Origin of the sequence: Microbacterium sp., from assembly GCF_017305435.1 — a bacterium.
GTDB lineage: Bacteria > Actinomycetota > Actinomycetes > Actinomycetales > Microbacteriaceae > Microbacterium.
The window spans coordinates 251,496-276,013 of the sequence record NZ_JAFKIP010000002.1 but is presented as its reverse complement, the minus strand read 5'-3'; the positions used below and the strand labels follow the sequence as shown (position 1 = coordinate 276,013).

At 70.7% G+C, this 24,518-nt stretch carries 27 protein-coding genes; 11 read left to right on the top strand and 16 right to left on the bottom strand.

Annotated features, from left to right (window positions below; genetic code table 11):
- The first annotated feature begins 88 nt into the window (after window positions 1-88).
- Entirely contained in the window at window positions 89-1,618 is a 1,530-nt protein-coding gene (locus J0I43_RS01335) for a DEAD/DEAH box helicase (RefSeq protein WP_292857810.1), read from the top strand.
- 7 nt (window positions 1,619-1,625) lie between these two features.
- Here J0I43_RS01335 and J0I43_RS01330 read toward each other — a convergent pair whose 3' ends face one another.
- Entirely contained in the window at window positions 1,626-2,504 is an 879-nt protein-coding gene (locus tag J0I43_RS01330) for a DUF817 domain-containing protein (RefSeq protein ID WP_292857807.1), read from the bottom strand.
- 116 nt (window positions 2,505-2,620) lie between these two features.
- On the opposite strand from J0I43_RS01330, the gene J0I43_RS01325 reads away from it, so the two are divergent.
- A complete protein-coding gene (locus J0I43_RS01325) occupies window positions 2,621-3,040 on the top strand; it encodes an SHOCT domain-containing protein (protein ID WP_292857804.1) in 420 nt (139 codons plus the stop codon).
- 34 nt (window positions 3,041-3,074) lie between these two features.
- Here the strand turns inward: J0I43_RS01325 and J0I43_RS01320 are convergent, their stop codons facing one another.
- On the bottom strand, window positions 3,075-3,932 hold the full coding sequence (locus tag J0I43_RS01320; protein ID WP_292857801.1) for a PHP domain-containing protein: 858 nt from the start codon (window positions 3,930-3,932) through the stop codon (window positions 3,075-3,077).
- Between the two features lie 67 nt (window positions 3,933-3,999).
- On the opposite strand from J0I43_RS01320, the gene J0I43_RS01315 reads away from it, so the two are divergent.
- Together J0I43_RS01315 and J0I43_RS01310 are read left to right on the top strand one after the other, a co-directional pair.
- Complete coding sequence (locus J0I43_RS01315) at window positions 4,000-5,031, top strand: endonuclease/exonuclease/phosphatase family protein (RefSeq protein WP_292857798.1); 1,032 nt, start codon at window positions 4,000-4,002, stop codon at window positions 5,029-5,031.
- 96 nt (window positions 5,032-5,127) lie between these two features.
- Window positions 5,128-6,564, top strand: a complete 1,437-nt coding sequence (locus J0I43_RS01310) for an aminopeptidase P family protein (protein ID WP_292857795.1) — start codon at window positions 5,128-5,130, stop codon at window positions 6,562-6,564.
- A gap of 19 nt (window positions 6,565-6,583) precedes the next feature.
- On the opposite strand, the gene J0I43_RS01305 is transcribed toward J0I43_RS01310, so the two are convergent.
- Window positions 6,584-7,255 carry an alpha/beta family hydrolase gene (locus tag J0I43_RS01305; protein ID WP_292857792.1) on the bottom strand — a complete coding sequence of 224 codons (672 nt, stop codon included), beginning with the start codon at window positions 7,253-7,255 and terminating at the stop codon, window positions 6,584-6,586.
- Window positions 7,252-7,872, bottom strand: a complete 621-nt coding sequence (locus tag J0I43_RS01300; protein ID WP_292857789.1) for a general stress protein — start codon at window positions 7,870-7,872, stop codon at window positions 7,252-7,254. The genes J0I43_RS01305 and J0I43_RS01300 overlap by 4 nt, the downstream gene beginning before the upstream one ends.
- Before the next feature lie 41 nt (window positions 7,873-7,913).
- Here J0I43_RS01300 and J0I43_RS01295 point away from each other — a divergent pair, with 41 nt between their 5' ends.
- From J0I43_RS01295 to J0I43_RS01285, 3 genes are read left to right on the top strand one after another with little or no spacing between them, the layout of a single operon-like run.
- Complete coding sequence (locus tag J0I43_RS01295; protein ID WP_292857787.1) at window positions 7,914-9,188, top strand: CBS domain-containing protein; 1,275 nt, start codon at window positions 7,914-7,916, stop codon at window positions 9,186-9,188.
- Entirely contained in the window at window positions 9,188-9,793 is a 606-nt protein-coding gene (locus tag J0I43_RS01290; protein ID WP_292857785.1) for a DUF1003 domain-containing protein, read from the top strand. Before J0I43_RS01295 ends, J0I43_RS01290 begins: the two co-directional genes overlap by 1 nt.
- A 7-nt stretch (window positions 9,794-9,800) precedes the next feature.
- Window positions 9,801-10,940, top strand: a complete 1,140-nt coding sequence (locus J0I43_RS01285) for a P-loop NTPase (protein WP_292857783.1) — start codon at window positions 9,801-9,803, stop codon at window positions 10,938-10,940.
- Window positions 10,941-10,943: 3 nt separating this feature from the next.
- On the opposite strand, the gene J0I43_RS01280 is transcribed toward J0I43_RS01285, so the two are convergent.
- On the bottom strand, window positions 10,944-11,321 hold the full coding sequence (locus J0I43_RS01280; RefSeq protein ID WP_292857780.1) for a Sec-independent protein translocase TatB: 378 nt from the start codon (window positions 11,319-11,321) through the stop codon (window positions 10,944-10,946).
- 75 nt (window positions 11,322-11,396) lie between these two features.
- Between J0I43_RS01280 and J0I43_RS01275 the strand changes: the two genes are divergently transcribed.
- Entirely contained in the window at window positions 11,397-12,038 is a 642-nt protein-coding gene (locus tag J0I43_RS01275) for an O-methyltransferase (protein WP_292857777.1), read from the top strand.
- Between the two features lie 77 nt (window positions 12,039-12,115).
- Here J0I43_RS01275 and J0I43_RS01270 read toward each other — a convergent pair whose 3' ends face one another.
- The 3 genes from J0I43_RS01270 to dapE all read right to left on the bottom strand — a co-directional run bounded on the left by J0I43_RS01270 (window position 12,116) and on the right by dapE (window position 14,703).
- Window positions 12,116-12,289: a DUF3117 domain-containing protein gene (locus tag J0I43_RS01270; protein WP_141379163.1), complete on the bottom strand. Its 174-nt coding sequence runs from the start codon at window positions 12,287-12,289 to the stop codon at window positions 12,116-12,118.
- Between the two features lie 93 nt (window positions 12,290-12,382).
- Complete coding sequence (locus tag J0I43_RS01265) at window positions 12,383-13,630, bottom strand: hypothetical protein (protein ID WP_367267534.1); 1,248 nt, start codon at window positions 13,628-13,630, stop codon at window positions 12,383-12,385.
- Complete coding sequence (dapE, locus tag J0I43_RS01260) at window positions 13,627-14,703, bottom strand: succinyl-diaminopimelate desuccinylase (RefSeq protein WP_292857774.1); 1,077 nt, start codon at window positions 14,701-14,703, stop codon at window positions 13,627-13,629. Before dapE ends, J0I43_RS01265 begins: the two co-directional genes overlap by 4 nt.
- A gap of 81 nt (window positions 14,704-14,784) precedes the next feature.
- Here dapE and dapD point away from each other — a divergent pair, with 81 nt between their 5' ends.
- Both dapD and ppk2 read left to right on the top strand, forming a co-directional pair.
- Window positions 14,785-15,729 carry a 2,3,4,5-tetrahydropyridine-2,6-dicarboxylate N-succinyltransferase gene (gene dapD / locus J0I43_RS01255; RefSeq protein ID WP_292857771.1) on the top strand — a complete coding sequence of 315 codons (945 nt, stop codon included), beginning with the start codon at window positions 14,785-14,787 and terminating at the stop codon, window positions 15,727-15,729.
- Window positions 15,730-15,762: 33 nt separating this feature from the next.
- Window positions 15,763-16,563 carry a polyphosphate kinase 2 gene (gene ppk2 / locus J0I43_RS01250; protein ID WP_292859021.1) on the top strand — a complete coding sequence of 267 codons (801 nt, stop codon included), beginning with the start codon at window positions 15,763-15,765 and terminating at the stop codon, window positions 16,561-16,563.
- A gap of 121 nt (window positions 16,564-16,684) precedes the next feature.
- Here ppk2 and J0I43_RS01245 read toward each other — a convergent pair whose 3' ends face one another.
- The 7 genes from J0I43_RS01245 to J0I43_RS01215 form a co-directional block, all read right to left on the bottom strand.
- The gene (locus J0I43_RS01245; protein ID WP_292857768.1) at window positions 16,685-17,758 is read right to left on the bottom strand and encodes a hypothetical protein; all 1,074 of its coding nucleotides are present in this window, start codon (window positions 17,756-17,758) and stop codon (window positions 16,685-16,687) included.
- 126 nt (window positions 17,759-17,884) lie between these two features.
- Window positions 17,885-19,177, bottom strand: coding sequence for a citrate synthase (locus tag J0I43_RS01240; protein WP_292857765.1), 1,293 nt, complete (start codon window positions 19,175-19,177; stop codon window positions 17,885-17,887).
- 100 nt (window positions 19,178-19,277) lie between these two features.
- Window positions 19,278-20,396, bottom strand: coding sequence for a succinyldiaminopimelate transaminase (dapC, locus tag J0I43_RS01235; RefSeq protein ID WP_292857762.1), 1,119 nt, complete (start codon window positions 20,394-20,396; stop codon window positions 19,278-19,280).
- A 6-nt stretch (window positions 20,397-20,402) separates the two neighbouring features.
- Window positions 20,403-20,723 (bottom strand): ferredoxin, encoded by a 321-nt coding sequence (gene fdxA / locus J0I43_RS01230; protein ID WP_292857759.1) that lies wholly within the window; start codon window positions 20,721-20,723, stop codon window positions 20,403-20,405.
- A gap of 9 nt (window positions 20,724-20,732) precedes the next feature.
- Complete coding sequence (locus tag J0I43_RS01225; RefSeq protein WP_292857756.1) at window positions 20,733-21,152, bottom strand: histidinol dehydrogenase; 420 nt, start codon at window positions 21,150-21,152, stop codon at window positions 20,733-20,735.
- A gap of 16 nt (window positions 21,153-21,168) precedes the next feature.
- Window positions 21,169-21,483 carry an AzlD domain-containing protein gene (locus tag J0I43_RS01220; protein ID WP_292857753.1) on the bottom strand — a complete coding sequence of 105 codons (315 nt, stop codon included), beginning with the start codon at window positions 21,481-21,483 and terminating at the stop codon, window positions 21,169-21,171.
- Window positions 21,480-22,172 carry an AzlC family ABC transporter permease gene (locus J0I43_RS01215; RefSeq protein WP_292857751.1) on the bottom strand — a complete coding sequence of 231 codons (693 nt, stop codon included), beginning with the start codon at window positions 22,170-22,172 and terminating at the stop codon, window positions 21,480-21,482. The genes J0I43_RS01220 and J0I43_RS01215 overlap by 4 nt, the downstream gene beginning before the upstream one ends.
- 38 nt (window positions 22,173-22,210) lie before the next feature.
- Here J0I43_RS01215 and J0I43_RS01210 point away from each other — a divergent pair, with 38 nt between their 5' ends.
- Window positions 22,211-22,564, top strand: a complete 354-nt coding sequence (locus tag J0I43_RS01210; RefSeq protein ID WP_292857748.1) for a DUF2200 domain-containing protein — start codon at window positions 22,211-22,213, stop codon at window positions 22,562-22,564.
- Window positions 22,565-22,577: 13 nt separating this feature from the next.
- Here J0I43_RS01210 and typA read toward each other — a convergent pair whose 3' ends face one another.
- Window positions 22,578-24,491, bottom strand: a complete 1,914-nt coding sequence (gene typA, locus J0I43_RS01205; RefSeq protein WP_292857745.1) for a translational GTPase TypA — start codon at window positions 24,489-24,491, stop codon at window positions 22,578-22,580.
- Between the last annotated feature and the right edge of the window lie 27 nt (window positions 24,492-24,518).

Sequence of the window (24,518 nt, the reverse complement as noted above, 5' to 3'; positions counted from 1 at the left end):
GACGGATCGGGGCCACCGCGCCTGTGGCTGAGTGAAGGGCGTGGACTCCCTCACCCGGCGGCCTCTCACCGCCAGACAGGCACGTATCGTGACGACTTTCGCAGAGATGGGCGTCGACGCCGACATCGTCGAGGCACTGGCATCCAAGGGCATCGTGGATGCCTTCCCGATCCAGGAGCAGACCATCCCCCTGGGCCTTCCCGGCCAGGACATCATCGGTCAGGCCAAGACCGGCACGGGCAAGACCTTCGGCTTCGGCATCCCCGTCGTCCAGCGTCTGGGCCTCGACCCCGAGCCCGGCGTCAAGGCACTCATCGTCGTGCCGACCCGTGAGCTCGCCGTCCAGGTCTACGAGGACATGGACATGCTGACCTCGAACCGTTCGACGAGCGTCGTCGCGATCTACGGCGGCAAGGCGTACGAGGGCCAGATCGACCAGCTCAGGGCCGGCGCGCAGATCGTCGTGGGCACGCCGGGGCGCCTCATCGACCTCAACAACCAGCGCCTGCTCGACCTGTCGCACGCGACCGAGGTCGTGCTCGACGAAGCCGACAAGATGCTCGACCTCGGGTTCCTCCCGGACATCGAGAAGATCTTCTCGAAGGTCGCCCCCGTGCGCCACACGATGCTGTACTCGGCCACGATGCCCGGCCCCATCGTCGCGCTCGCGCGCCGGTTCATGTCGAACCCGATCCACATCCGCGCCACCGACCCCGATGAGGGCCTCACGCAGGCGAACATCAAGCACCTCGTCTACCGCGCGCACTCGCTCGACAAGGACGAGGTCATCGCCCGCATCCTGCAGGCCGAGGGGCGCGGCAAGACGGTCGTGTTCACGCGCACCAAGCGCGCCGCGCAGAAGCTCGTCGACGAGCTGAACGACCGCGGCTTCAACGCGGGCGCCGTGCACGGCGACATGAGCCAGGAGGCGCGCGAGCGCTCGATGGCAGCGTTCAAGGCGGGCAAGAAGGACGTCCTCATCGCGACGGACGTCGCCGCGCGCGGCATCGACGTCGACGACGTCACGCACGTCATCAACCACACGATCCCGGACGACGAGAAGACCTACCTGCACCGCGCCGGGCGCACCGGGCGCGCCGGCAAGACCGGCATCGCGGTGACCTTCGTCGACTGGGACGACCTGCACAAGTGGGCGCTCATCAACCGCGCACTCGAGTTCGGTCAGCCCGAGCCCGTCGAGACCTACTCCTCGAGCCCGCACCTGTACGAGGATCTCGACATCCCGGCCGGCACGAAGGGCCGCATCGGGAAGGCGCCCAAGACCGAGACGATCCGGACCCCTCGCGCCGCACGCCCGGAGCGCGCCGCGGACGCCGCCGCCGAGGGCACCGACGAGGGCGGCACCCGCCGTCGCCGTCGCCGCCGTTCGGGCAGCGCGTCCGTCGGGTCCACGTTCGCCGAAGGCCAGGCACCCGCCGACGGCGCGACGTCGGATGCCGCGTCGGGAGAGGCGTCGTCCGCCGAGGACCGCGAGGGCGCCGGGACGCATGACGGATCCGGCCGTGAGCACCACGACGGCAAGCCCGCCCCCGCGCGCCGTCGCCGACGCCGCCGTGGCGGCTCGGGCGGCACCGCCGCCGCCGCGCCGACGGCCTGAGCCCCGCTCACGCGGACGGGTCGGCGTCCGCGGTCACCCGTTCCGGTGACCGCGGCGGGTACACGAACGTCACGAGCACGACCGACACGATCATCAGCAGGAACCACGACACGAGCTTCGTGGCCGAGACGGGATGCCACCCGTCGAGCTGATCGGGGTAGAGCCACGCGCCCGCCCACGTCGCGATGTTCTCGGCGAGGTAGATGAACACCGCCACCCCGGCGTAGACGAGCAGGAGCGGCAGCTTCAGCGTGCGGCGCCACGCCCGCGCGTGCATGACGGTCGGCAGCCACAGCGCCACCACGAGTGCGAGGAGCACCCAGCGCGCGTCCCACACGACGTGATGCGTGAAGAAGTTGACGTAGATCGCGGCCGCGACGATGGCCGTCATCCACCGGCGCGGGTAGCGCGCGAACGTCAGGTCGAACAGGCGGTACACACGAACCATGTACGACCCGACGGCGGCGTACATGAACCCGCTGAACAGGGGCACTCCCCCGATCCGCAGCACGCCCTCCGCCGCGTACGACCAGGACCCCGCCTCGGTCTTGAACAGCTCCATGCCCGTCCCGGTGAGGTGGAACAGGACGATCACCCAGAGCTCGCGTCCCGTCTCCAGCCGGAACACGAGCATCGCCAGTTGGATGAGCACGGCCGCGATCGTCAGGGCGTCGTTGCGCGCGAGCGGCGCGTCATCCGGCCACCACAGCCGCGCCGCGACGATCACGACGAGCAGCGCCGCCCCGAAGACGCACGCCCAGGCCTGCTTCAGGAGGAAGACCGCCGCCTCGATGGCCCCCGCGCGCACGCCCCGATCGGACGCACCCCGCAGCATCCGATGCGCCGCGCCGTCGATGCGGCGCTCGAGCGGAGTGGGCTGCTGCACCCGTCCACGCTAACCTCCGGCCGTGTCGCGACCGTCATCTGGCGCGTCGCGCGCCGCGCGAGCCCTACTCTATAGACGACGGCACCCGCCGTCTCCATTCCTTCGAAAGGCAAGCCATGCGCTTCATCGAGGCCGCCGCGGTCGAATACCGCGGCTTCTGGGGCTCGTTCTGGGACCTCATCTGGTGGTTCCTCACCATCTTCATCTTCGTCGCCTACCTGATGGCCCTGTTCTCGATCATCAGCGACATCTTCCGCGACCGGAAGCTCGCCGGCGGCTGGAAGGCGCTGTGGATCTTCTTCCTGATCTTCTTCCCGATCGTCACGGCGCTCGTGTACCTGATCGCGCGTGGTCGCGGCATGGGCGAGCGTCAGGCCGCCGCCGTCCAGCAGTACAAGTCCGCGCAGGACGAGTACATCAAGGAGGTCGCAGGCAAGAGCCCCGCCGACCAGATCGCGCAGGCCAAGAGCCTGCTGGATGAGGGCACCATCACCGAGGCGGAGTTCGCGGCACTCAAGGCCAAGGCGCTCGCCTGACCGGCGCCCGTCGAAGCGCCCCCGTCGTCGCCGTTCAGGCGAAGACGGGGGCGCTCCCCGTTCCGCGGTCGATGATGCGTGCCACCATCTCGTCCGACGTCGTGTGCTCCCCCGGCAGATTCGGCTTGCCGAGCCCGTGGTAATCGCTCGAGCCCGTCACGATGAGATCCCGCCGGCGCACGAGCTCGCGCAGCTCCCCCAGTCCCGGTTCGCGGTTCTCGCGGTGACCGAGCTCGAAGCCCGCGAGGCCTGCCGCGAGCATGCCCTCCACGACGGGGCCGGGCAGCAGCCCCGCACGCCCCGCGGGGTGCGCGATGATCGGCACGCCGCCCGCTTCCGTCACCGCCGCCACCGCCGTGACCGGATCAGGGGCGTAGAGCGCGACGTAGTAGTCGCTGCCGGGGCTGAGGATGCCGGCGAACGCCTCGCCGCGGTCGCGCACGTGCCCCTTCGCGACGAGCGCGTCGGCGAGGTGCGGCCGGCCGACGGTCGCCCCGGTCGCCGTCTGCCCGAGCACGTCGTCCCACGTGAGGTCGAGATCGCGGCCGATACGCTCGGCCATCTCCCGCGCACGCGTCAGTCGTGAGGAGCGGATGCGGTCGATGAGCGCGCGCAGCTCCGTGGCATCCGGGTCGAAGAGGTACGCGAGCACGTGGACGCTGCGCCATTCGTGGCGGGCGGAGAGCTCCATCCCGGGCAGGAAGGTCATCCCGAGCGATCCCGTACTCTCGGCGGCCTCCGCCCACCCCGAGGTCGTGTCGTGATCCGTGAGCGCGATCGTACGGAGCCCGGCCGCATGGGCGGACGCCACGACGTCCGCCGGCGGCTCGGTGCCGTCGGAGTGGTCCGAGTGCAGGTGCAGATCGCTCGGTCCGGAGAATCGCCTCGCCATCCTTCGAGCGTATCGGGCCGCCCCCGACTCTCAGGGTTCGCCCGCCTCGCCCACGTAGAGTCGAGGCGTGCTGCGCCTGATCGGACTCCTCTTCACGGTGCTCGCGGCGATCGCCGCCGCGATCGTGACGTGGCCGCAGTTCTTCCGGCTCGAGCGCACGTTCCCGATCGCGCAGATCGTCTCGCTGCGTCCCGTCGTGGTCCTCGTCTGCGCCGCCGTCCTCGTGGTCGCGCTGCTGCTGTGTCTCGCCCGACCGCTGCGCGCCGTCGCGGCATCCCTCGCGATCATTGCGGTGCTCGCGGGCGTCGCGAACGCGGCGATCCTGATCTCTCGCGGCGTGGGTCGCGGGGCGCTCCCCGAGCCGACCGAGCAGTCCATCCGGGTGATGACCTGGAACACGGCCGGCAATGGTGCCGACGCCGATCTCATCGCGCAGACGGCCGTCGCCATGCGCGCCGACATCGTGGCCCTCCCCGAGACGACGATCGAGACGGGCGAGGCCGTCGCCATCGCGATGCGCGACCTCGGCTCGCCCATGTGGGCCCATCACGAGAACTTCGGCGAACGCGACGACTTCCCGGATTGGGCGTCGAACTCGACGACCCTCCTGATCTCACCCGAGCTCGGCGACTATTCGGTGATCTCGTCGACATCGGACGGCGAGAGCAACACGTCGCAGGTCCCGACCGTCGTCGCGATGCCCGTCGACGGCACCGGCCCCGTCGTCGTGGCCGTGCACGCGGTCGCTCCGCGGCAGAGCGAGATGGACGACTGGCAGAGCGATCTCCAGTGGCTCGCCGATCAGTGCGGCAGTGAGAACGTCATCATGGCGGGCGACGTCAATGCGACCGTCGACCACATGGCACGGCTCGGCACGGGCGGTGATCTCGGCAACTGCCGTGATGCGGCGGTCGCTACGGGCACGGGCGCCGTCGGCACGTGGTCCACGCAGTGGCCCGCGCTGCTCGGGACCCCCATCGATCACGTCCTGTCCACGGATGCCTGGGTCGCGACCGGATCCGTCGTCCTCACCTCGCTCGACGACAGCGGCAGCGATCATCGCCCGCTCGTCGTGCAGCTGGAGCCCGCGGCACGGTGACGACGGGCGCGGTGACGACGGGCACGGTGACGACAGGCGCGGTGCACGACGCGCGGTGACGAGACGCGCCCGCGGCGGGAGTGGGAGACTGGACGCATGAGCACGAACGACAGCGACACGATCGCACCGGAGACGCCTGCCGAGACCGTCGGCACGGCCGCGCCCGCGCAGAACCAGAACCGCAAGCAGCCGTTCCCGCGGGGCTTCCTCGACACGATCTCGACCGGATGGGCCGACCGCCCCGAGCAGACACCGCCGGCGCGCACGCAGGCGGCGTACGCCGCACCGCGCCGCGATGCCGTCTCCGCGGCGTTCCCCGGCCGGCGCCTGGTGATCCCGGCGGGTTCGTTCAAGCAGCGCTCGAACGACACCGACTACCCGTTCCGCGCCCACTCGGCCTTCTCGCACCTGACCGGCTGGGCGTCCGACGCCGTCCCCGACTCCGTGCTCGTGTTCGAGCCCGCCGGCGACAGCGGTCACGACGTGACCCTGTACCTGCGCGAGCGCGCCGACCGGACGACGACCGAGTTCTACGCCGACGCGACGATCGGCGAGTTCTGGATCGGGCCGCGCCCGGCGCTCGCGGGTGTGGCATCCGACCTCGGCATCCACACGTCGCACCTCGACGCCTTCGAGGCGCGCGACGGCGACCTCGTCCTCGACGAGGACGACGAGCTCACGCGGTTCGTCTCCGAGCTGCGCCTCGTGAAGGACGACTACGAGATCGCGCAGCTGCGCCTCGCCGTCGAGGTCACGGCACGCGGGTTCGACGACATCGTCGCGGACCTCCCGCGCATCATCGACACCCCGCGCGGTGAGCGCGCCGTCGAGGGCATCTTCCACCACCGGGCGCGCATCGAGGGCAACGGCGAGGGCTACGACACGATCGCCGCGTCCGGCCCGCACGCGTGCTACCTGCACTGGACACGCAACGACGGGGCCGTCGTGCCAGGCGACCTCATCCTCGTCGACGCGGGCGTCGAGGTGGACAGCCTCTACACCGCCGACATCACCCGCACCCTGCCGGTGTCGGGCACCTTCACCGACGTGCAGCGCAAGGTCTACGAGACCGTGCGCGAAGCGGCCGACGCCGCGTTCGCGGTCGCGAAGCCCGGCGTGCGCTTCCGTGCCGTCCACGAGGCCGCGATGGCCGTCATCGCCCGGCGCACGGCGGAGTGGGGGCTCCTCCCCGTGACGGCCGACGAGGCGCTGGATGCCGACCGGGGCGGCCAGCACCGGCGCTACATGGTGCACGGCACGTCGCACCACCTCGGTATCGACGTGCACGACTGCGCGCAGGCGCGCCGCGAGATGTACTACGACGGTCTCCTCGAGGAGGGGATGGTCTTCACGATCGAACCGGGCCTGTACTTCCAGATCGACGACCTCACCGTCCCGGAGGAGTATCGCGGCATCGGCGTGCGCATCGAGGACGACGTCCTCGTGACCGCCGACGGCATCGAGAACCTCTCGGCCGGGATCCCCCGCACCGCCGACGAGGTCGAGGCCTGGATCGCACGCGCCGCCCGCTGAGCCCGTTCAACAGCCTCGTTCAGAGGCGCGGGCGCAGCCACGCGGCCACTGTCGGCGCCAGTGCGGCGCCGACCTCGCCGGGCGCGGCGCGGCGCCCCTTCACCTCGAACGAGTGACCGCCGCCCGGGATCCAGACGATCTCGGCATCGGGGCTCGCGGCGACGGATGCCTCGAAATCGGCGATCGGCTGGATGAAGGGGTCGGCATCGCCCTCGACGAACAGCTGCGGCGCCGCGACGCGGGCGAGGTGTTCGCCGCGCGTCCTGTCGGGCTTGCCGGGCGCGTGGAACGGGTAGCCGAGGTACACGAGTGCGGCGGGTCCGATGACGCCGTCCGCCGCGGCCAGGGACGCCATCCGACCGCCGTAGGACTTCCCCGCCGCGACGAACGGCACCCCCGGCGCGCGACGCGCGACTTCAGCGGCGACGGCCGCCCAGGTCGCGATCGCGTGGGACGGCGGCCCCGGCATCCGTCGGCCTGCTTCGCGGTATGGGAAGGCGAACCGCAGCGTCGCGACGCCCTCGTCACGGAGCGCCGCCGCGAAGCCGACGAGGAAGGGATGGTCCATTCCCGCGCCCGCGCCGTGCGCGAGCGCGACGACCGCCGCGGGCGCGGGGACGGACGGCGGGTCCTCCCACGCTGTCGTGACGCGCACCGCCCCGGAGGGAAGCAGGACGTCGAGCTGCGTCACGGCCGAGTCGTGTCGCCGCCCGCGCGGGGAGCGGCGGCATCCGGCGCCTCCGGTCCCGGGGCCGGCGGCGCGGGCGGCGCAGGCGCCGGGTCGACGCGTTCGCCGTACTGCGGCGGGGTCGACAGGTCTATCGGCACGGGAGCGGGCGCGGCCGGGGCCGCGACGCGCCCCACCACCTCACGTGCGCGGTGGATGCTCGACGGCAGGACCGTCACCTCGTAACGGTCGGCGACGACCTGCGTGACCGACGTGTAGTCGCGGCGGCGCCGCAGCAGCGCGTAGGACACGAGGCTCAGCAGCATGCCGACGGCGATGCCGACGAACATGACGCCGATGAACAGCTGGATCGCGGCGTTGGGCGTCCCGAGCACGAAGATCGCCGAGAAGAGCAGTCCGAGAAGGATGCCGTTGATCGCCCCCGACCGTGCCGCCGCCGCATAGCCGAGCTTCCCGGTCACGGTCTCGATCGAGCGCAGTCCATGCCCGACGATCTGGATGTCCCGCGCTGGGATGTCCGCCTGGATCAGCTGCGACACCGCCTGCTGGGCGCCCTGATAGGTCGCGAAGTCGGCGATCTTCTCGCCGTGCTGCTGCGGGCTGCCGCCGATCATGCTCATCCGTCCATCTTGACACGGAGGCTGCAGACTACGCTGGACGGGTGAGTACGCAGAGGGTTTTCGTGGCACGCCTGGTCGGCTGCACCGTGTTCGACCCCGCGGGCGATCGGCTCGGCAAAGTCCGTGACGTCGTCGTCATCTACCGCAAAGACGATCCGCCGCGGGTCGTGGGCCTCGTCGTCGAGATCCCCGGCCGTCGGCACGTGTTCCTCTCGATCGGGCGCGTCACCTCGATTCAGACGGGCCAGGTCATCACGACGGGTCTCATCAACGTGCGCCGCTTCCAGCAGCGCGGCGGTGAGGTGCGCGTCATGACCGAGCTCCTCGGGCGCAAGGTCTACTTCGCGGACGGATCGGGAGAAGCCGTCATCGAAGACGTCGCGATCGAGCGCGACCGGCTGGGTCTGTGGGACATCGGACAGCTCTTCCTGCGCAAGCCCAAGACCTCGGCATCCCCGTTCGCGAAGGGGTCGACGACGTTCGCCGACTGGCAGGACGTACGCGAGCAGCAGGCGCCCGGCGAGGCGCAGTCGGCCGAGCAGCTCGTCGCGACGTACTCCGAGCTCAAGCCCGCCGACCTCGCCAACACCCTCCTCGATCTGCCCGACGAGCGCCTGCTCGAAGTCGCCGAGGAGCTCAGCGACGACCGCCTCGCGGATGCCCTCGAGGAGATGCCCGAGGACGATCAGGTGCACATCCTCGAGGCTCTCGGCGATGAGCGCGCCGCCGACATCCTCGACCAGATGGAGCCCGACGACGCTGCCGACGTCCTCGCGCAGCTGCCCGAGGACCAGCGCGAAGAGCTCCTCGAGCTCATGGAACCGGAAGAGGCCGAGGACGTCCGCGCTCTGCTGAAGTACGGCCCCGACACGGCGGGCGGCCTCATGACGCCCGAACCCATCGTCCTGTCGGCGGATGCCACGGTCGCCGAGGCTCTCGCGCTCATCCGACGGCATGAGCTGCACCCGGCCCTCGCGGCGGCCGTCTTCGTGACCCTCCCTCCCTACGAGACCCCGACGGGGCGCCTGCTCGGCACCGTGCACTTCCAGCGAATGCTCCGCTATCCCCCGCACGAGCGGCTCGGTGCCATCATCGACGACACCGCCGACGCGGTGCCCGCGACCGCCTCGGCCGCAGAGGTCGCGCGCATGCTCGCGAGCTACAACCTCGTCTCGCTCCCGGTCGTCGACCAGGCGCATCGCCTGGTCGGCGCGGTCAGCGTCGACGACGTGCTGGACTACCTCCTCCCCGAGGACTGGCGCTCGCACGACGGTGAGGACTCCGCACGCGCCGCGAGCAACGGGGTGCGCCGGTGATGGCTCGCTCACCCCGGGCAGCGAAGGCGAACCTCGAGGCCCCCCGCGGCCGCACCGGCGTCCTCGCCCGCACGCCCCGCGCACCGCAGCCGTCGCGCGACCGGTTCGGCCGCTTCACGGAGTGGATCGCCCGCGCGATGGGAACACCCGCGTTCCTCCTCATCCTGAGCCTCTTCTGCATCGCGTGGATCAGCTGGAACACCCTCGCCCCGGACCTCTGGCGCTTCGACTCGCAGACGTACGGGTTCACCGTGCTGACCCTCGTGCTGTCCCTGCAGGCCTCGTACGCCGCGCCCCTCATCCTCCTCGCGCAGAACCGGCAGGACGACCGCGACCGCGTGCAGATCGAGCAGGACCGCCAGCGCGCGGAGCGCAACCTCGCCGACACCGAGTACCTCGCCCGCGAGGTCGTCGCGCTGCGGATGGCCCTCACCGACATGTCCGAGCAGGTCGTGACCCGCGACGTCCTGCGGCAGGAGCTGAAGGCGCTGCTGGAGCATTTGGAGACGCGGGATGCCGCGGTGTCGGCGCCCCTGAGCACACCGGCCCCGAGCACACCGGCCCAAAGCGGTCCCGTCGAGACCGCACCCGCAGAGAGCGTCTGAACGCACCGTGACGATCCGCGACACCGTCCGGGCCGCCGTCGGGGCCGTGACCGATCCCGAGCTCCGCCGCCCGCTCGCCGAACTCGACATGATCCGCGGCGTCGAGGTCACCGGCGGCAGCGCCCGCGTCGAGATCGCGCTGACGATCGTCGGCTGCCCGGCCGCCGATCGGATCGAGCGGGACGTGCGCAACGCCGCGGCATCCGTCCCCGGAGTCACCGACGTCGAGGTCGCCGTCGGCGTCATGACACCGGTCGAGCGGGCGGCGCTCACCGAGCGGCTGCGCGGCGGACGCGCACGGACCATGCCGTTCGGCCCCGACGCGCTCACCCGCGTCATCGCCGTCACGAGCGGCAAGGGCGGCGTCGGCAAGTCCACCCTCACGGCGAACCTCGCCGTCGCGCTTGCCGCGCGCGGCCTCGCCGTGGGTCTCATCGACGCCGACGTGCACGGGTTCTCGATCCCGGCGCTCCTCGGCCTCGTCGAGGACGACGGCCTCCCCCCGCAGCCGACGCGTATCGACGACCTCATGCTGCCGCCCGTCGCCTACGGAGTGAAGACCATCTCGATCGGGATGTTCCTGCCGAAGGGCCAGCCCCCGGCGGCGGTCGCCTGGCGCGGGCCGATGCTCCACCGCACGGTGCAGCAATTCCTCACCGACGTCTTCTTCGGCGACCTCGACATCCTGCTCCTCGACATGCCGCCGGGGACGGGCGACGTCGCGATCTCGGTGGGGCAGCTGCTGCCGCACGCCGACGTGCTGGTCGTCACGACGCCGCAGACGGCGGCATCCGACGTCGCGGTGCGTTCCGGACTCGTCGCCGGCCAGACCGGCCAGCGCGTCGTCGGGGTCGTCGAGAACATGGCCGCGATGACGCTCCCCGACGGATCCGTGCTGGACCTCTTCGGGGCGGGCGGCGGAGCCGCGGTCGCCGCGGCGCTCTCGACGGATGCCGCACCGGTGCCCCTCCTCGGATCGGTGCCGCTCAGCGTCGCTCTGCGCGAGGGCGGCGACGCGGGCGTCCCCGTCGTCGTGAGCGACGCATCGGATGCCGCCGCGCGCGCGATCTCCGCTGTCGCGGACGCCCTCCTCCGGACCGGCGCGCGGCGGCTCGCCGGCCGCCCCCTGCCGTTCACCCCCCGCTGAGGCTCAGGTCGCCTCGGTGTCGAAGGGGACGACGGCATCCGGATCGAACGCCGTCGCCAGCGGCGTCCGCGCCGTCGCCGCGGCGGCCGTTCCCGCCGCGGCGGCCTTGACGGTCGGAACGGGAGCGTCGTCGAGCAGTGCGTCTCGGATGATGCGGCGCGGGTCGTACTGGCGCGGGTCCAGCCTGCTCCACTCGACGTCGTCGAAGTCGTCGCCCATCTCCTCCTTGACGCGGGTGCGCGCACCGGAGAGCCACTCGCGCGCGCGCTTCGTGAGCCGCGCGAGACCCTCCGCGTAGCGCGGCAGGCGCTCGGGTCCGAGGAGGAGTGCTGCCACGAGGAGGAGAAGGAGGAACTTCTCCATGTCGTAGCCGAAGAACATGGCTCAAGGTTACCCGTGCGCCTCACCGGCAGCGCTCCATCCGGGCCGTACGCTGGCCGAGTAAGGAGCATTCTCATGGCCGAAGCAGAGGCGATCCGCCGATACGCCCTCGAGGCGACCGTCGAACCCGAGTCGATCGAGCGCGCGCGGGCGCGCGCCGTCGAACTCGGCGCCGACCCGATCAGCGCGTCCGTGGGCGCCCAGATCGCAGTCATCACCGCCGCCACGGCGGCCCTCAATATCGTCGAGATCGGCACCGGCGCAGGGGTGTCAGGGCTGTGGCTGCTGCACGGCTCGCCCCGCGCGACGCTCACGACGATCGACAACGAGCCCGAGCACCTCGCCGCCGCACGCACCGCGTTCACCGAGGCGAAGATCCCGCCCGCCCGCGCGCGATTCATCACGGGGCGCGCGGCAGACGTCCTGCCGCGCATGAACGAGGCCTCCTACGACATCGTTCTCGTCGACGCGGATGCCGAGGGCGTCATCGAGTACGTCGAGCACGGCCTGCGGCTCGTCCGCGCCGGGGGCACCGTGCTCGTGCCACGCGTGCTCGCGGGCGGCGCGGTGGCCGACCCGGTGCGCCGCGACGCGCTCACGAGCGCGTACCGCTCTCTCATCCAGGAGACGCAGTCCTCGCCCGCCGTCCTCGGCGCGCTCTCGATCGTCGGAGAGGGACTCCTGCAGTTGACGACGGTCCCGACCGACCAGCGCTGACGCCGTTCGGCGTTCACCCGGAACGCCGAACGGCCAGTCACTCGCGAGGGACCGGCCGTTCGTAGAGCTGGTGGAGGTCAGGCGGCGCCGACGACCTCGCCGAGGACACCGTGCAGTTCCTTCGCCTCGTCGTCGTTGACCGAGACGACCAGACGGCCACCGCCTTCGAGCGGAACACGCACGATGATGAGGCGCCCCTCCTTCACGGCCTCCATAGGTCCGTCTCCCGTACGCGGCTTCATGGCTGCCATGTCTGGCTCCCTTTCCTCATCGGACAACACAACGAGTTTATCGGTTCCCTGGGACACTCGCGGTCATCCGCCGGCATCCGCCGTTCCCGCCGATCACGGGATCTGCGTGAACGTGGTGCCCTGCACGAGCATCTGATCGATCCACCACCACTGGCCGACGAGGCCCGCAGCGAGCACCGCGAGCCGCCACGCGATATGCCGGGGAAGGGCGAGAGCGCCCGCCAGCGGAGCGAGGGGCAGGAGCAGCCGGAAGATGCTCGACTGCGGGAAGAACACCAGCAGCAGATACAGCGCGTAGCTCGCCGACCACAGCCGGATCTCGATGCCCAGCCGCCGCACGTGCGGCTCGAACAGCAGCAGCGCGGCGGTCGCCGCGACGACGACGGCCAGCGCGACGTAGCCCCAGGCCTCCGGCAGCGCCCACACACGGAACCAGATGGCGGATGCCTGGACGAAGCCCGAGAACGGCACGAAGCCGCCCTCCTCGTTCGTCCAGCCCCGCCGCCACGACAACTCCGTCTCCATGTACGCGGAGGGATCGCCCGTGACGAGCCCCGCGATCACCTGCCACGCGAATCCGATCACCGCGGCGAGGAGCCCCGCGCACACGATGTGCACGATGTCGATCGCGGGTAGCGGATCCGTCCTCCTCCGCACCCACCGCACGATGCCGTAGCCGGCGAGCAGCAGGGCGAACGCGAGGATGCCGGGGCGCGTGAATCCGAGAAGCGGCAGCAGCAGGTACAACCAGGCGAACCGACGACGCACGACGACGAGGAGGGCGAGGAAGAGCCAGAGCAGGAACAGGCTCTCGGCGTAACCCATCTGGAAGAGCGCGGCGAGGGGCCCGGCCGCGACGAACGCCGTCGCCCACAGCGCCGCGGCATCGTCGATGCGCGCTCGGAGGAGGTGGAACAGGACGAGGCAGGCGAGATACCCCGCGACGATCGACACGACGATCGCGGCGAGCGGATACTGGCCGCCGAGGACGACGGACAGCGCGCGCGTCAGCGCCGGGTACAGCGGCATGAACGCCCACGCGTTCTGCGTCACGGCGCCCGCGGCATCCACCGGCAGCTCGGTCGGGTAGCCCGCCGTCCCGACGACCCAGTACCACTGGCCGTCCCATCGCATCGCGAGGGAGCCGATCGTCGCCTCGGTGCCGGTCGCGCGCGTCGCGATGCCCGCCCCGATCGCGAGGAATGCCGTCGTGACGAGGCGCGCCGCCAGGTAGATCGCAGCGATCGCGACCGCCGGGCGCAGCGTCATCCGGAGCGCGCCGAGACGGACGGCGACCCGCCCCGACGCCGCGCCGGCCGATGTCAGGGCTGGTCTGGTCACGAAGCGGTCAGCCACGCGCGCAGGCCCTGCTCGACGGCCTCGATCTGCGCGATCGCGACGCGCTCCTCATCGTGGTGCGCGAGGCTCGGGTCTCCGGGGCCGTAGTTCACCGCGGGCACGCCCATGGCCGCGAAGCGCGCGACGTCCGTCCATCCGTACTTGGGGCGCGGCTGCGCGCCGACCGCCGCGAGGAACTCCTGCGCGAGCGGCGCATCGAGCCCCGGCCGCGCGCCCGCGGCGCCGTCGACGACCTCGACCTCGAACCCGTCGAGCACGTCGCGCACGTGCGCCTCGGCCTCCGCGAGCGAGCGGCTCGGGGCGAAACGGAAGTTGACCTCGACCTCGCAGAGGTCGGGGATCACGTTGCCCGCGACGCCCCCCGTGATCCGCACGGCGTTCAAGCCCTCGCGGTAGACGAGCCCGTCGACGGCGATCTCGCGCGGGCGGTATTCCGCGAGGCGGCTCAGGATCGGGGCGGCACGGTGGATCGCGTTCTCCCCCATCCACGCGCGGGCCGAGTGCGCCCGCGCGCCGTGGGTGCGCGCGACGGCGCGGAGCGTGCCGTTGCACCCGCCCTCCACCTGACCGTTCGACGGTTCGCCGAGGATCGCGAAGTCGCCGGCGAAGAGGTCCGGCCGCGTGCGGGCGAGGATCGTCAGGCCGTTGCGCGCCGAGTCGACCTCCTCGTTGTCGTACCACATCCACGTGATGTCGACCCTCGGGTCGACGAGCTCGGCCGCGAGCTTCAGCTGCACGGCGGTGCCGGCCTTCATGTCGACGGTCCCCCGCCCCCAGAGGTACGGCTCGCCGTCCACGTCGATGTCACTGGTGGGGAGGTTCCGGTTGATCGGCACGGTGTCGATGTGCCCCGCGATGACGACGCGCTGCGGGCGGCCGAGGTGGGTGCGCGCGACGATCGTGTTGCCCTCACGGTGCACGTCGAGGTGGTCGAGAGCGTCGATCTCGGCGAAGATCGCGTCGGCGAGCGCTACCTCGTCGCCTGACACGCTCGGGATGTCGCAGATCGCGCGCGTGAGATCGACGGAGGAAGAGCGGAGGTCGAGGCGCGCCATGGCGTCGAGTCTAGCCAGCGCGCCGGTCGACACCGCCCGCACCGGGCGGGGCCGGCCGTGCGGCACCGGTAGCCTGGAGGGATGAGCGAACAGCGTTGGATCTGGGCCGCGGGCCTTGCCACCTCGGCCGCAGACGGCACGGTCCTCGACACCTGGTTCCCCTCGCCGGCCGCCGGCCGGGCACCCGAGCATCCCGACACGTCCGCGCTCGACGCGCAGGCCGGTGCCGACGAACGCCGCGAAGTCACGATCGACGTCGTCGTCGTGGAGATCGACCTGGATGCCCCGCCGCAGGCGACGAGCGACGCCTACCTGCGCCTGCACGCGCTGTCGCACCTGCTCGTCGCCCCGAACGACCTCAACCTCACCGGGATCTTCGCGCACCTGCCGAACGTCGCCTGGACGAACGCCGGCCCGGTCCACCCCGAGGCGTTCGCGCGGCTGCGCCCGCAGCTGCAGCGCGCCGGCATCCAGCTGCAGGGCCTCGACAAGTTCCCGCGCCTGACCGACTACGTCGTGCCCGCCGGGGTCCGTATCGCCGACGCGTCTCGCGTCCGCCTGGGCGCGCATCTCGCCCCCGGGACGACCGTCATGCACGAGGGGTTCGTGAACTTCAACGCCGGCACGCTCGGCGCGTCCATGGTGGAAGGGCGCATCTCGCAGGGCGTCACCGTCGGCGACGGGTCGGACATCGGTGGCGGCGCGTCCATCATGGGCACGCTCTCGGGAGGCGGCACACATCGCGTCTCGATCGGCGCGCGGACACTCCTCGGGGCGAACGCGGGCATCGGGATCTCGCTCGGCGACGACTGCATCGTCGAGGCGGGCCTGTACGTCACGGCGGGCTCGAAGATCGTGCTGCCGAACGAGACGCCGCTGCACGACGGGACGCGTCCGGTCGTCAAGGGCGCCCAGCTGTCGGGCCAGAACGGCATCCTCTTCCGCCGCAACTCGCTGACCGGAGCGGTCGAAGCCGTCCGCCGCGAGGGTGTCGGCGTGACCCTCAACGAGGCTCTGCACGCCTGAGCGCCCGGTAGGCTCGCGCACATGAGCGAGCGGATGCCGAAGAAGGTCTACGAGAAGGAGCTGAAGTCCCTCCAGGCTCAGCTCGTCGACATGCAGGCGTGGGTGCAGTCGAGCGGCGCCCGCGTCGTGGTCATCTTCGAAGGGCGGGATGCCGCGGGCAAGGGCTCGACCATCAGCCGTGTCTCGCAGTACCTCAATCCGCGGGTCGCGCGCGTCGTCGCCCTCCCGACGCCCACGGAGCGCGAGAAGAGCCAGTGGTACTTCCAGCGCTATGTCGCGCACCTGCCGGCCGCCGGCGAGATCGTCCTCATGGACCGCTCCTGGTACAACCGGGCCGGTGTCGAGCACGTCATGGGCTACTGCACGAACATGGAGTACCACCGGTTCCTGCACCAGGCACCGATCTTCGAGCGGATGCTCGTGGAAGACGGCATCCTGCTCCTGAAGTACTGGTTCAGCGTGTCCGACGTCGAGCAGGAGGCGCGATTCCGCTCGCGCAACGAGGACCCGATGCGACGGTGGAAGCTCTCCCCCAACGACGTCCTGTCGATCACCAAGTGGGAGGACTACTCGCGCGCGAAGGACACGATGTTCGTGCACACCGACATCCCCGAGGCGCGGTGGTTCGAAGTCGACAACGAGGACAAGCGCCGGGGGCGGATCAACATGATCCACCACCTGCTGGCGCAGATCCCCTACGAACAGGTCGAACGCGCCCCGATCGAGATCCCGCCGCGTCCGGCATCCGGAGGCTACGAGCGCCCGCCGCGCGAGCTGCAGAACTACGTGCCCGACTACGCCGCGACCCTGACCGCGCGGGGTGCCGGTTCCTGAGGAGATGTCGGATCCTGAGGAGCAGATCCCCGAATCGCGTCCTCAGAATCCGTCATCTCCTCGACATCCACCGCTGCGGGCCGTCGGCGTCGGGCGCGGGTGAGCTCCCGCGCCACGCTGATCATTCGGCGCGGCGCCACGGCCCTTCGGGCCGGTCCGCACGCCAGTGCACGCGCGGTCCTTCGATCTCGCGCACGAGACCCGTCAGCCAGTACGTCTCATCGGGTCCCCACCCGGCGATCATGCTCGAGTACTCGGCATCCACGACGATCTCACGCGTCGCCGCGGTGAGGTACCCCCACGCGCTCAGGTGCACGGCATCCCACTCTCCGGCGACCCGACCCCAGTCCGGCAGCAGCCACCGACCGTCGCGACCCGTCACCGAGTACCAGTCATGGCGCCGTGCTGCCGTGACCTCTCGCGGGTAGGTCCGGCAGAGGTGCGCCCAGTCGTCTGCGCCGCGAACCTCGTACGTCCTGCCGGCGCCCGCGACGGGAATCGCGAGGGCGCGCGTCCACCCGAAGCCGTCTTCGACGTACGGGATGCCGGCGGGGACACCCGCGGGAAGCACGCCCGTCGAGTGCGGCGCGCCCCACGGGTGCGACCACCACTGCCCGCCGAACGGCGCGGTGACGTCCGCGGGGTACTCGGCGCGGGCACGCTCCTCCTCGGCCGCGGTCGACGCGCTCCACCGTGCCGACGCCGTCGGGGCAGGGTCGAACGGTGCGCCGTCGCCCGACGGGTCGAACTCGATCGCCCACTGCTGCGCCGTACGGTCTCGGCGCCACCACGTGGCATCCGCGCCTGTCGGAAGCGCGACGGCGACCTCAGCCAGCGCCGCAGCGACGACGGGGTGCGCGGCGACGATGTCGGCGCCCTCCGGCGCCTGCCAGTAACGCGCCGAGTCGACGGCGCGGAGCATCGCGGCGTCGAACGCCGTCGAATCGACCGCAGCCGGTTCGAGCACCCCGATCGCCCGGATCGCGGCGGCGAGCTCCGCCGTCGTCGACGGCGGGTCCGGCTCCGCCGCGCCGTGACCGGAGAAGACCAGGCGCGTGATCGACGACCCGGCATCCACGTCGGCCTGGTACGCCAGCTCCCCCAGCCCACGGCGCGCTTCCTCGGGCAGGACGTCGCGTGCCAACTCGAGCACGAGCCGTCGCCCGCGCGGGCCGTCGCACAGGTTCTCGCTCATCCGGCCAGCCTGGCACAGGCCGGCGGACGGCGCCGCAGCCCGAGTTTCGGTCCCCTCAGACGCCCGAAACTCATTCACGCGGAGTTTCGGGCGCTTCACGCGTCCGAAACTCCCACGCCGAAGCGGTCAGAGCCCGGGGTAGTTCCGCTCACCCGAGCCGATGTAGAGCTGCTGCGGGCGGCCGATCTTAGTCTGCGGGTCGTTCTGCATCTCGGTCCAGTGCGCCAGCCATCCGGGCAGGCGACCGATCGCGAACAGCGGCGTGAACATCCGCGTCGGGAAGCCCATCGCCTTGTAGATAACGCCGGTGTAGAAGTCGACGTTCGGGTAGAGCCGGCGCTCCTTGAAGTAGTCGTCGCTGAGGGCGACCTCTTCGAGCTCTTTCGCGAGGTCGAGGAGCGGGTCGTGCACGCCGAGCTCGGCGAGGACCTCGTCGGCCGACTCCTTGACGAGCTTCGCTCGCGGGTCGAAGTTCTTGTAGACGCGGTGCCCGAAGCCCATGAGCTTCACGCCGTCTTCCTTGTTCTTCACGCGCTCGACGAAGCGCTGCACGCTCTCCCCCGAGTCGCGGATGCGCGCGAGCATATCGAGGACGGCCTCGTTGGCACCGCCGTGCAGCGGCCCGTAGAGGGCGTTGATGCCCGCCGAGATCGACGAGAACTGGTTGGCACCGGTCGAACCGACGAGACGGACGGTCGAGGTCGATGCGTTCTGCTCGTGGTCCTCGTGCAGGATCAGCAGGCGCTCGAGGGCGCGCGAGGTGACCGGGTTCACCTGGTACACCTCGGCGAGGTTGCCGAAGTTCAGCTTCAGGAAGTTGTCGACGAAGCTCAGCGAGTTGTCTGGGTAGAGGAAGGCGTGACCGATCGACTTCTTGTGCGCGTACGCCGCGATGACGGGCAGCTTCGCGAGCAGTCGGATCGTGTTCAGCTCGACGTGCTCGGGGTTGTTCGGATCCGACTGCCCTTCGTAGTAGGTCGAGAGTGCCGCGGTCGCCGCCGACAGCACCGACATCGGGTGCGCCGTGTGGGGCAGCGAGGAGAAGAAGCGCTTGAGGTCCTCGTGCAGCAGCGTGTGGTGACGGATCTTGTCGTCCCACTCCGCGAGCTGATCAGCCGTGGGCAGATCGCCGTAGAGCAGCAGCCACGCGACTTCGAGATAGGTGCTGTTCTGCGCGAGCTGCTCGATCGGGTATCCGCGGTAGCGCAGGATGCCCTGATCGCCGTCGATGTACGTGATCGCCGACTTGGTGGCTGCGGTGTTGACGAAGCCGTAGTCGAGTGCGGTGTGGCCGGTCTGCTTCGTGAACGTCGAGAAATCGACGCTCGGGACCCCTTCGGTGCCCGAGAGGATCGGCAGCTGCGCGGTGCGCTCTCCGACGGTCACGGTCGCGGTCTGGGGGGTGCCCGTGTCGCTCACGAAGCCTCCTTGCAGTCGTCTGGGGGTCGCTTACAGCCTACTGGCCGCGCAGGCCTACTCCGATCCACGCCAAAGGATCCGGGAATTCGCCGGAGGAACCCTACGAAACCTGCGCAGGCTCTCGCAACCGCGCGGCCGCGGCCGCGATGCGCTCGTCGGTCGCCGTGAGCGAGAAGCGCACGTGCTCGGGGAAGTGGTCGCCGTAGAAGTGTCCCGGACCGGCCAGGATGCCGCGCTCGGCGAGGCGCCCCATCGTGACCCAGGCATCCTGCCCTTCGGTCGCCCAGAGGTAGAGACCGCCCTCGGAATGGTCGATCCGGAACCCGGCGGCTTCGAGCGCGGGCTTCAGCATCTCGCGCCGTGCGCGGTAGCGCTCGCGCTGCGCGGCCACGTGCAGGTCATCGCCGAGCGCCGCCGTCATCGCCGCCTGGACGGGGGCGGGCAGCATGAGCCCGAGGTGTTTGCGCGCCGTGGTCAGCCGCGCGATGAGATCGCGGTCGCCCGCGAGGAACGCGGCGCGGTAGCCGGCGAGATTCGACTGCTTGCTGAGCGAGTACACCGAGAGGATGCCGCGGCGGTCGCCGCCCGTCACTCGTGGGTCCAGCACGCTCGGCACGCTCTCCTGCGCCCACGCGCCGTCCCAGCCGAGCTCGGCGTAGCACTCGTCCGACGCGATGACGGCGCCCAGCTCGCGCGCGCGCTCGACGGCGGCGCGCAGCTCTGACACGTCGAGGACGCGTCCGTCGGGATTGCCGGGCGAGTTGATCCAGACGAGCTTCGTACCCTCGGGCCATTCGGCGGGGTCATCGGATGCCACGGGCACCGCGCCCACGAGCTTCGCGCCGACGGCGTAGGTCGGGTAGGCCGCACGGGGGTGCACCACGGCATCCCCCGCCCTCACATCGAGCAGGAGCGGGAGGAGTGCGACGAGCTCCTTCGAGCCGACGGTGGGCAGCACATCGAGCGGGCTCAGTTCCGGCACCCCGCGCCGGCGGTCGTACCAGGCGGCGATCGCCTCGCGGAGAGCGGGCGTGCCGACCGTCTGGGGGTAGGCATGCGCGTCCGTCGCGGCGCGCAGGGCTTCCGCGACGACCTCCGGAGTCGCGTCGACGGGTGATCCGATCGACAGGTCGACAAGGCCGCCCGGGTGCTCGGCAGCGCGGCGCGCGTAGGGGGCGACGGCATCCCAGGGGTAGTCGTCGAGGTCGCGGACGGCCACCGCGGCTCAGTGCCCCTGCGGCGGGAGCTCGGCGATGACGGGGTGATCCTTCGCGATCACGCCGACCTTCGCGGCGCCGCCCGGCGAGCCGATGTCGTCGAAGAACTCGACGTTGGCGGTGTAGTAGTCCCGCCACTCGTCCGGCAGGTCGTCTTCGTAGTAGATCGCCTCGACGGGGCACACCGGCTCGCAGGCACCGCAGTCGACGCACTCGTCCGGGTGGATATAGAGGGAGCGCTCGCCTTCGTAGATGCAGTCGACGGGGCATTCGTCGATGCAGGCACGGTCCTTCACATCCACGCACGGCAGGGCGATCACATATGTCACCCCTCGAGTCTAGTTCGTGCCGCTCTCGTCGGTCGTCGCGTCCGCGGCGGAGGGGGCAGCCGGGCGCGCGAAGCTCGGCCACCCGATGATGACGGCGGTGAGGAGCGGCACCGCGATCGTCCAGATGATCCCCGTCGACAGCTGGCCGTCGGCGGGTGCCGGCACGACGATGGAGCCGCCGGGCCCCTTCCCCGAGAAGACGAGGGTTGCGATCATGACACCCATGCCGCACGCGAGCGCGTTCCACCGGTCCCCCGTGAGCAGCCGCACGGCCAGGAGGAGCCCACCGACGCCGATCACGGCGATGACGAGTCCGAGGGGCACGACGCCCCAGACGGCGGCCTGCCCGATCGTCCCGGCGACGCCGTAGACCCCTCCGATCACGAGGGCGATCGCCCAGGTGCCCACACGCGTCCACGAGAAGCCCACGCGCCCAGTCTACGACTCAGGCGGCGAGCCCCCACAGCCGCAGGAGGGCCGCGACGACCGCCGCCGCGACCACGACGACCAGGAACGGTGCACGCACGATGAGCAGGCCCGCCGCGACGACGAGTGCCGGAACACGGGCATCCACGACGATCTGCTGGCCGACACCCAGGGTCTGCACGGCGACGAGAGCGCCCAGGAGCGCCACCGTGAGCAGGTCGATGATGCGCGACGGCGCGGGCGCATCGAACCACCGCGCGGGAATGAGGTACCCGAGAGCCTTCAACGCGACGCAGAGCAGGGATGCCGCGAGCACCGCCGTCCACAGGGTCACGTCGCGCCCCCCTTCCCCCACCAGTTCGTCCAGCCGACGACGACGGCGACGAGCGCTGCGATGAGCACGGGGATCCCCGGCATGAGCACCGGGGTGAGCACGGTCGCGACGACGGCGGCGGCGACACCCACGGCGATCGCCTGTCGGCGCTTGAGCCGCGGCCACAGGAGCGCCAGGAACGCGGCCGCCGCCGCGGCATCCAACCCGTACTGCTTCGGGTCTCCCAGCACATCGCCCAGGAGCGCGCCGAGGAGGGTCGTGAGATTCCAGCCGAGATAGATGCCGATGCCGGTCACCCAGAAGCCGACGCGACGCGCCCGCGGCTCGGTGTGCGCGAGAGCGACGGCGGTCGATTCGTCGATCGTGAAGTGCGGTCCGAGGGCGCGGGTGGCCCGGGTCGTGCCGATGACCGGCGCCATCCGCAGACCGTAGGCGACGTTCCGGACCCCCAGCAGCCCTGCCGAGGCGATCGCGGCGGGCGCGGCGGCCAGTCCCCCGGCTCCGATCACGCCGATGAAGGCGAACTGCGACCCACCCGTGAACATCACGAGGCTGAGGACGCACGTCTGCCAGATGTCCAGCCCGGATGCGACCGAGAGAGCCCCGAACGAGATGCCGTAGGCGCTCGTCGCGACGGCGACGCCGACACCCTCACGCCACGCGCGGCGGGCGGCGTCGTCGGTTGTCACCTGCCCGAGCCTACTGGCGGAGAAGTACGCTGACGGGCATGGAGCATCGGATCTACGGCATGCCGTTCGCGTCGGTCTACCCGCTGTACATCGCGAAAGTCGAGCGCAAGAGCCGCGCGAAGGCCGACGTCGATGAGGTCACGCGGTGGCTGACCGGCTACACGCAGGCCGAGATCGACGCGCACGTGGCCTCCGGGACGACGTTCCGCGATTTCTTCGCGGGCGCGACGATCCACCCGAACGCCGGGATGATCACGGGAGTGATCTGCGGCGTGCGGGTGCAGGAGATCGAGGACCCGCTGATGCAGCGGATCCGCTATCTCGACAAACTCGTCGACGAGGTCGCGAAGGGCAAGGCGATGGAGAAGATCCTCCGTTCGCCCGCGCCCTGAGCGGCCCTTCCGGTCAGGCGTTCGCGTCCTGGCGCTTCGCGCGCGCGGTGGCGCGGCCGCGCTCCGTGGCATCCAGCACGACCTTGCGGATCCGCACCTTCTCGGGAGTGACCTCGACGCATTCGTCGTCGCGGGCGAACTCGAGGGACTCCTCGAGGGTGAGAACGCGCGGCGGGGTCATCGACTCGAAGGAGTCCGAGGTCGACGAACGCATGTTCGTGAGCTTCTTCTCCTTCGTGATGTTGACGTCCATGTCGTCGGCGCGCGAGTTCTCGCCGATGACCATGCCCTCGTAGACCTCTTCCGTAGGCTGCACGAAGAAGGACATGCGCTCCTGCAGCGCGATCATCGCGAACGGCGTGACCACTCCGGAACGGTCGGCGACGATCGAGCCGTTCTGACGCGTCGTGATCGCGCCCGCCCAGTCGTCGTAGCCGTGCGAGATCGCGTTGGCGATGCCGGTGCCGCGCGTGATCGTGAGGAACTCGCTGCGGAATCCGATGAGGCCGCGCGACGGGACGACGAACTCCATCCGCACCCAGCCGGTGCCGTGGTTGGTCATCGTGTCCATGCGGCCCTTGCGCGCCGCCATGAGCTGCGTGATGGCGCCGAGGTGCTCCTCGGGCGCATCAATCGTGAGGTGCTCGAACGGCTCCTTGACCTTGCCGTCCTCGCCCTTCCGCGTGACGACCTGCGGCTTGCCGACCGTGAGCTCGAAGCCCTCGCGACGCATGTTCTCGACGAGGATCGCGAGCGCGAGCTCGCCGCGGCCCTGGACCTCCCACGCGTCGGGGCGGCCGATGTCGACGACCTTGAGCGACACGTTGCCGATGAGCTCGCGGTCGAGACGGTCCTTGACCATGCGGGCCGTCAGCTTGTGACCCTTCACCTTGCCCATGAGCGGCGACGTGTTCGTGCCGATCGTCATCGAGATCGCCGGGTCGTCGACAGTGATCGCGGGGAGGGCGCGCACGTCCTCGGGATCGGCGATCGTCTCGCCGATCGTGATGTCCTCGATGCCGGCGATCGCGACGATGTCGCCGGGGCCGGCGGACTCGGCCGGGAAGCGCTCGAGCGCCTTCGTCTTCAGCAGCTCGGTGATGCGGGCGTTGGAGTGCGAGCCGTCGTGGCGCACCCAGGCGACCGTCTGCCCCTTCTTGAGCGTGCCGTTGAAGACACGCAGGAGCGCCAGTCGACCGAGGAAGGGCGACGAGTCGAGGTTCGTGACCCAGGCCTGCAGCGGCGCCTCGTCGTCGTACGCGGGCGCGGGGACGTGCTCGAGGATCGCCTCGAAGAGGGGCTCGAGGTCGTCGTTGTCGGGGAGGCTGCCGTTCTCGGGGCGGGTGCGGGATGCCGCGCCGGCGCGCCCGGAGGCGTAGACGACCGGCACGTCGAGGAGCGCGTCCACGTCGAGGTCGGGCACGTCGTCGACGAGGTCGCCGGCGAGGCCCAGCAGCAGGTCGTGCGCCTCCTCCTCGACCTCCGCGATGCGCGCGTCGGGACGGTCGGTCTTGTTGACGAGGAGGATGACGGGCAGCTTCGCCTCGAGCGCCTTGCGCAGCACGAAGCGGGTCTGAGGGAGGGGGCCCTCCGAGGCATCCACCAGCAGCACGACGCCGTCGACCATCGACAGGCCGCGCTCGACCTCACCGCCGAAGTCGGCGTGACCGGGGGTGTCGATGACGTTGATCGTGACGGGCTGGTCGGTGTGGATGCCGTTGTACGTGATCGCCGTGTTCTTGGCGAGGATCGTGATGCCCTTCTCACGCTCCAGGTCGTTGGAGTCCATCGCACGCTCTTCGACGTGCGCGTGCTCGCCGAACGAGCCGGTCTGGCGGAGCATGGCGTCGACGAGCGTCGTCTTGCCGTGGTCGACGTGCGCCACGATCGCGACGTTGCGGAGGTCCGGACGGAGGGCGTGCGCCATGGAGTGCCTAACAGAAGTGGGAGAAAC

What these genes read in the sequence shown, in the direction of transcription:
- J0I43_RS01275 (WP_292857777.1), top strand. Translation starts at nt 11,397, where the DNA reads ATGGCCGAAGCAGAGGCGATCCGCCGATACGCCCTCGAGGCGACCGTC.
- J0I43_RS01325 (WP_292857804.1), top strand. Translation starts at nt 2,621, where the DNA reads ATGCGCTTCATCGAGGCCGCCGCGGTCGAATACCGCGGCTTCTGGGGC.
- J0I43_RS01310 (WP_292857795.1), top strand. Translation starts at nt 5,128, where the DNA reads ATGAGCACGAACGACAGCGACACGATCGCACCGGAGACGCCTGCCGAG.
- typA (WP_292857745.1), bottom strand. Translation starts at nt 24,491, where the DNA reads ATGGCGCACGCCCTCCGTCCGGACCTCCGCAACGTCGCGATCGTGGCG.
- dapE (WP_292857774.1), bottom strand. Translation starts at nt 14,703, where the DNA reads ATGGCGCGCCTCGACCTCCGCTCTTCCTCCGTCGATCTCACGCGCGCG.
- J0I43_RS01270 (WP_141379163.1), bottom strand. Translation starts at nt 12,289, where the DNA reads ATGGCAGCCATGAAGCCGCGTACGGGAGACGGACCTATGGAGGCCGTG.
- J0I43_RS01210 (WP_292857748.1), top strand. Translation starts at nt 22,211, where the DNA reads ATGGAGCATCGGATCTACGGCATGCCGTTCGCGTCGGTCTACCCGCTG.
- J0I43_RS01320 (WP_292857801.1), bottom strand. Translation starts at nt 3,932, where the DNA reads ATGGCGAGGCGATTCTCCGGACCGAGCGATCTGCACCTGCACTCGGAC.
- dapD (WP_292857771.1), top strand. Translation starts at nt 14,785, where the DNA reads ATGAGCGAACAGCGTTGGATCTGGGCCGCGGGCCTTGCCACCTCGGCC.
- J0I43_RS01300 (WP_292857789.1), bottom strand. Translation starts at nt 7,872, where the DNA reads ATGAGCATGATCGGCGGCAGCCCGCAGCAGCACGGCGAGAAGATCGCC.
- ppk2 (WP_292859021.1), top strand. Translation starts at nt 15,763, where the DNA reads ATGCCGAAGAAGGTCTACGAGAAGGAGCTGAAGTCCCTCCAGGCTCAG.
- J0I43_RS01290 (WP_292857785.1), top strand. Translation starts at nt 9,188, where the DNA reads ATGGCTCGCTCACCCCGGGCAGCGAAGGCGAACCTCGAGGCCCCCCGC.
- J0I43_RS01280 (WP_292857780.1), bottom strand. Translation starts at nt 11,321, where the DNA reads ATGTTCTTCGGCTACGACATGGAGAAGTTCCTCCTTCTCCTCCTCGTG.
- J0I43_RS01245 (WP_292857768.1), bottom strand. Translation starts at nt 17,758, where the DNA reads ATGAGCGAGAACCTGTGCGACGGCCCGCGCGGGCGACGGCTCGTGCTC.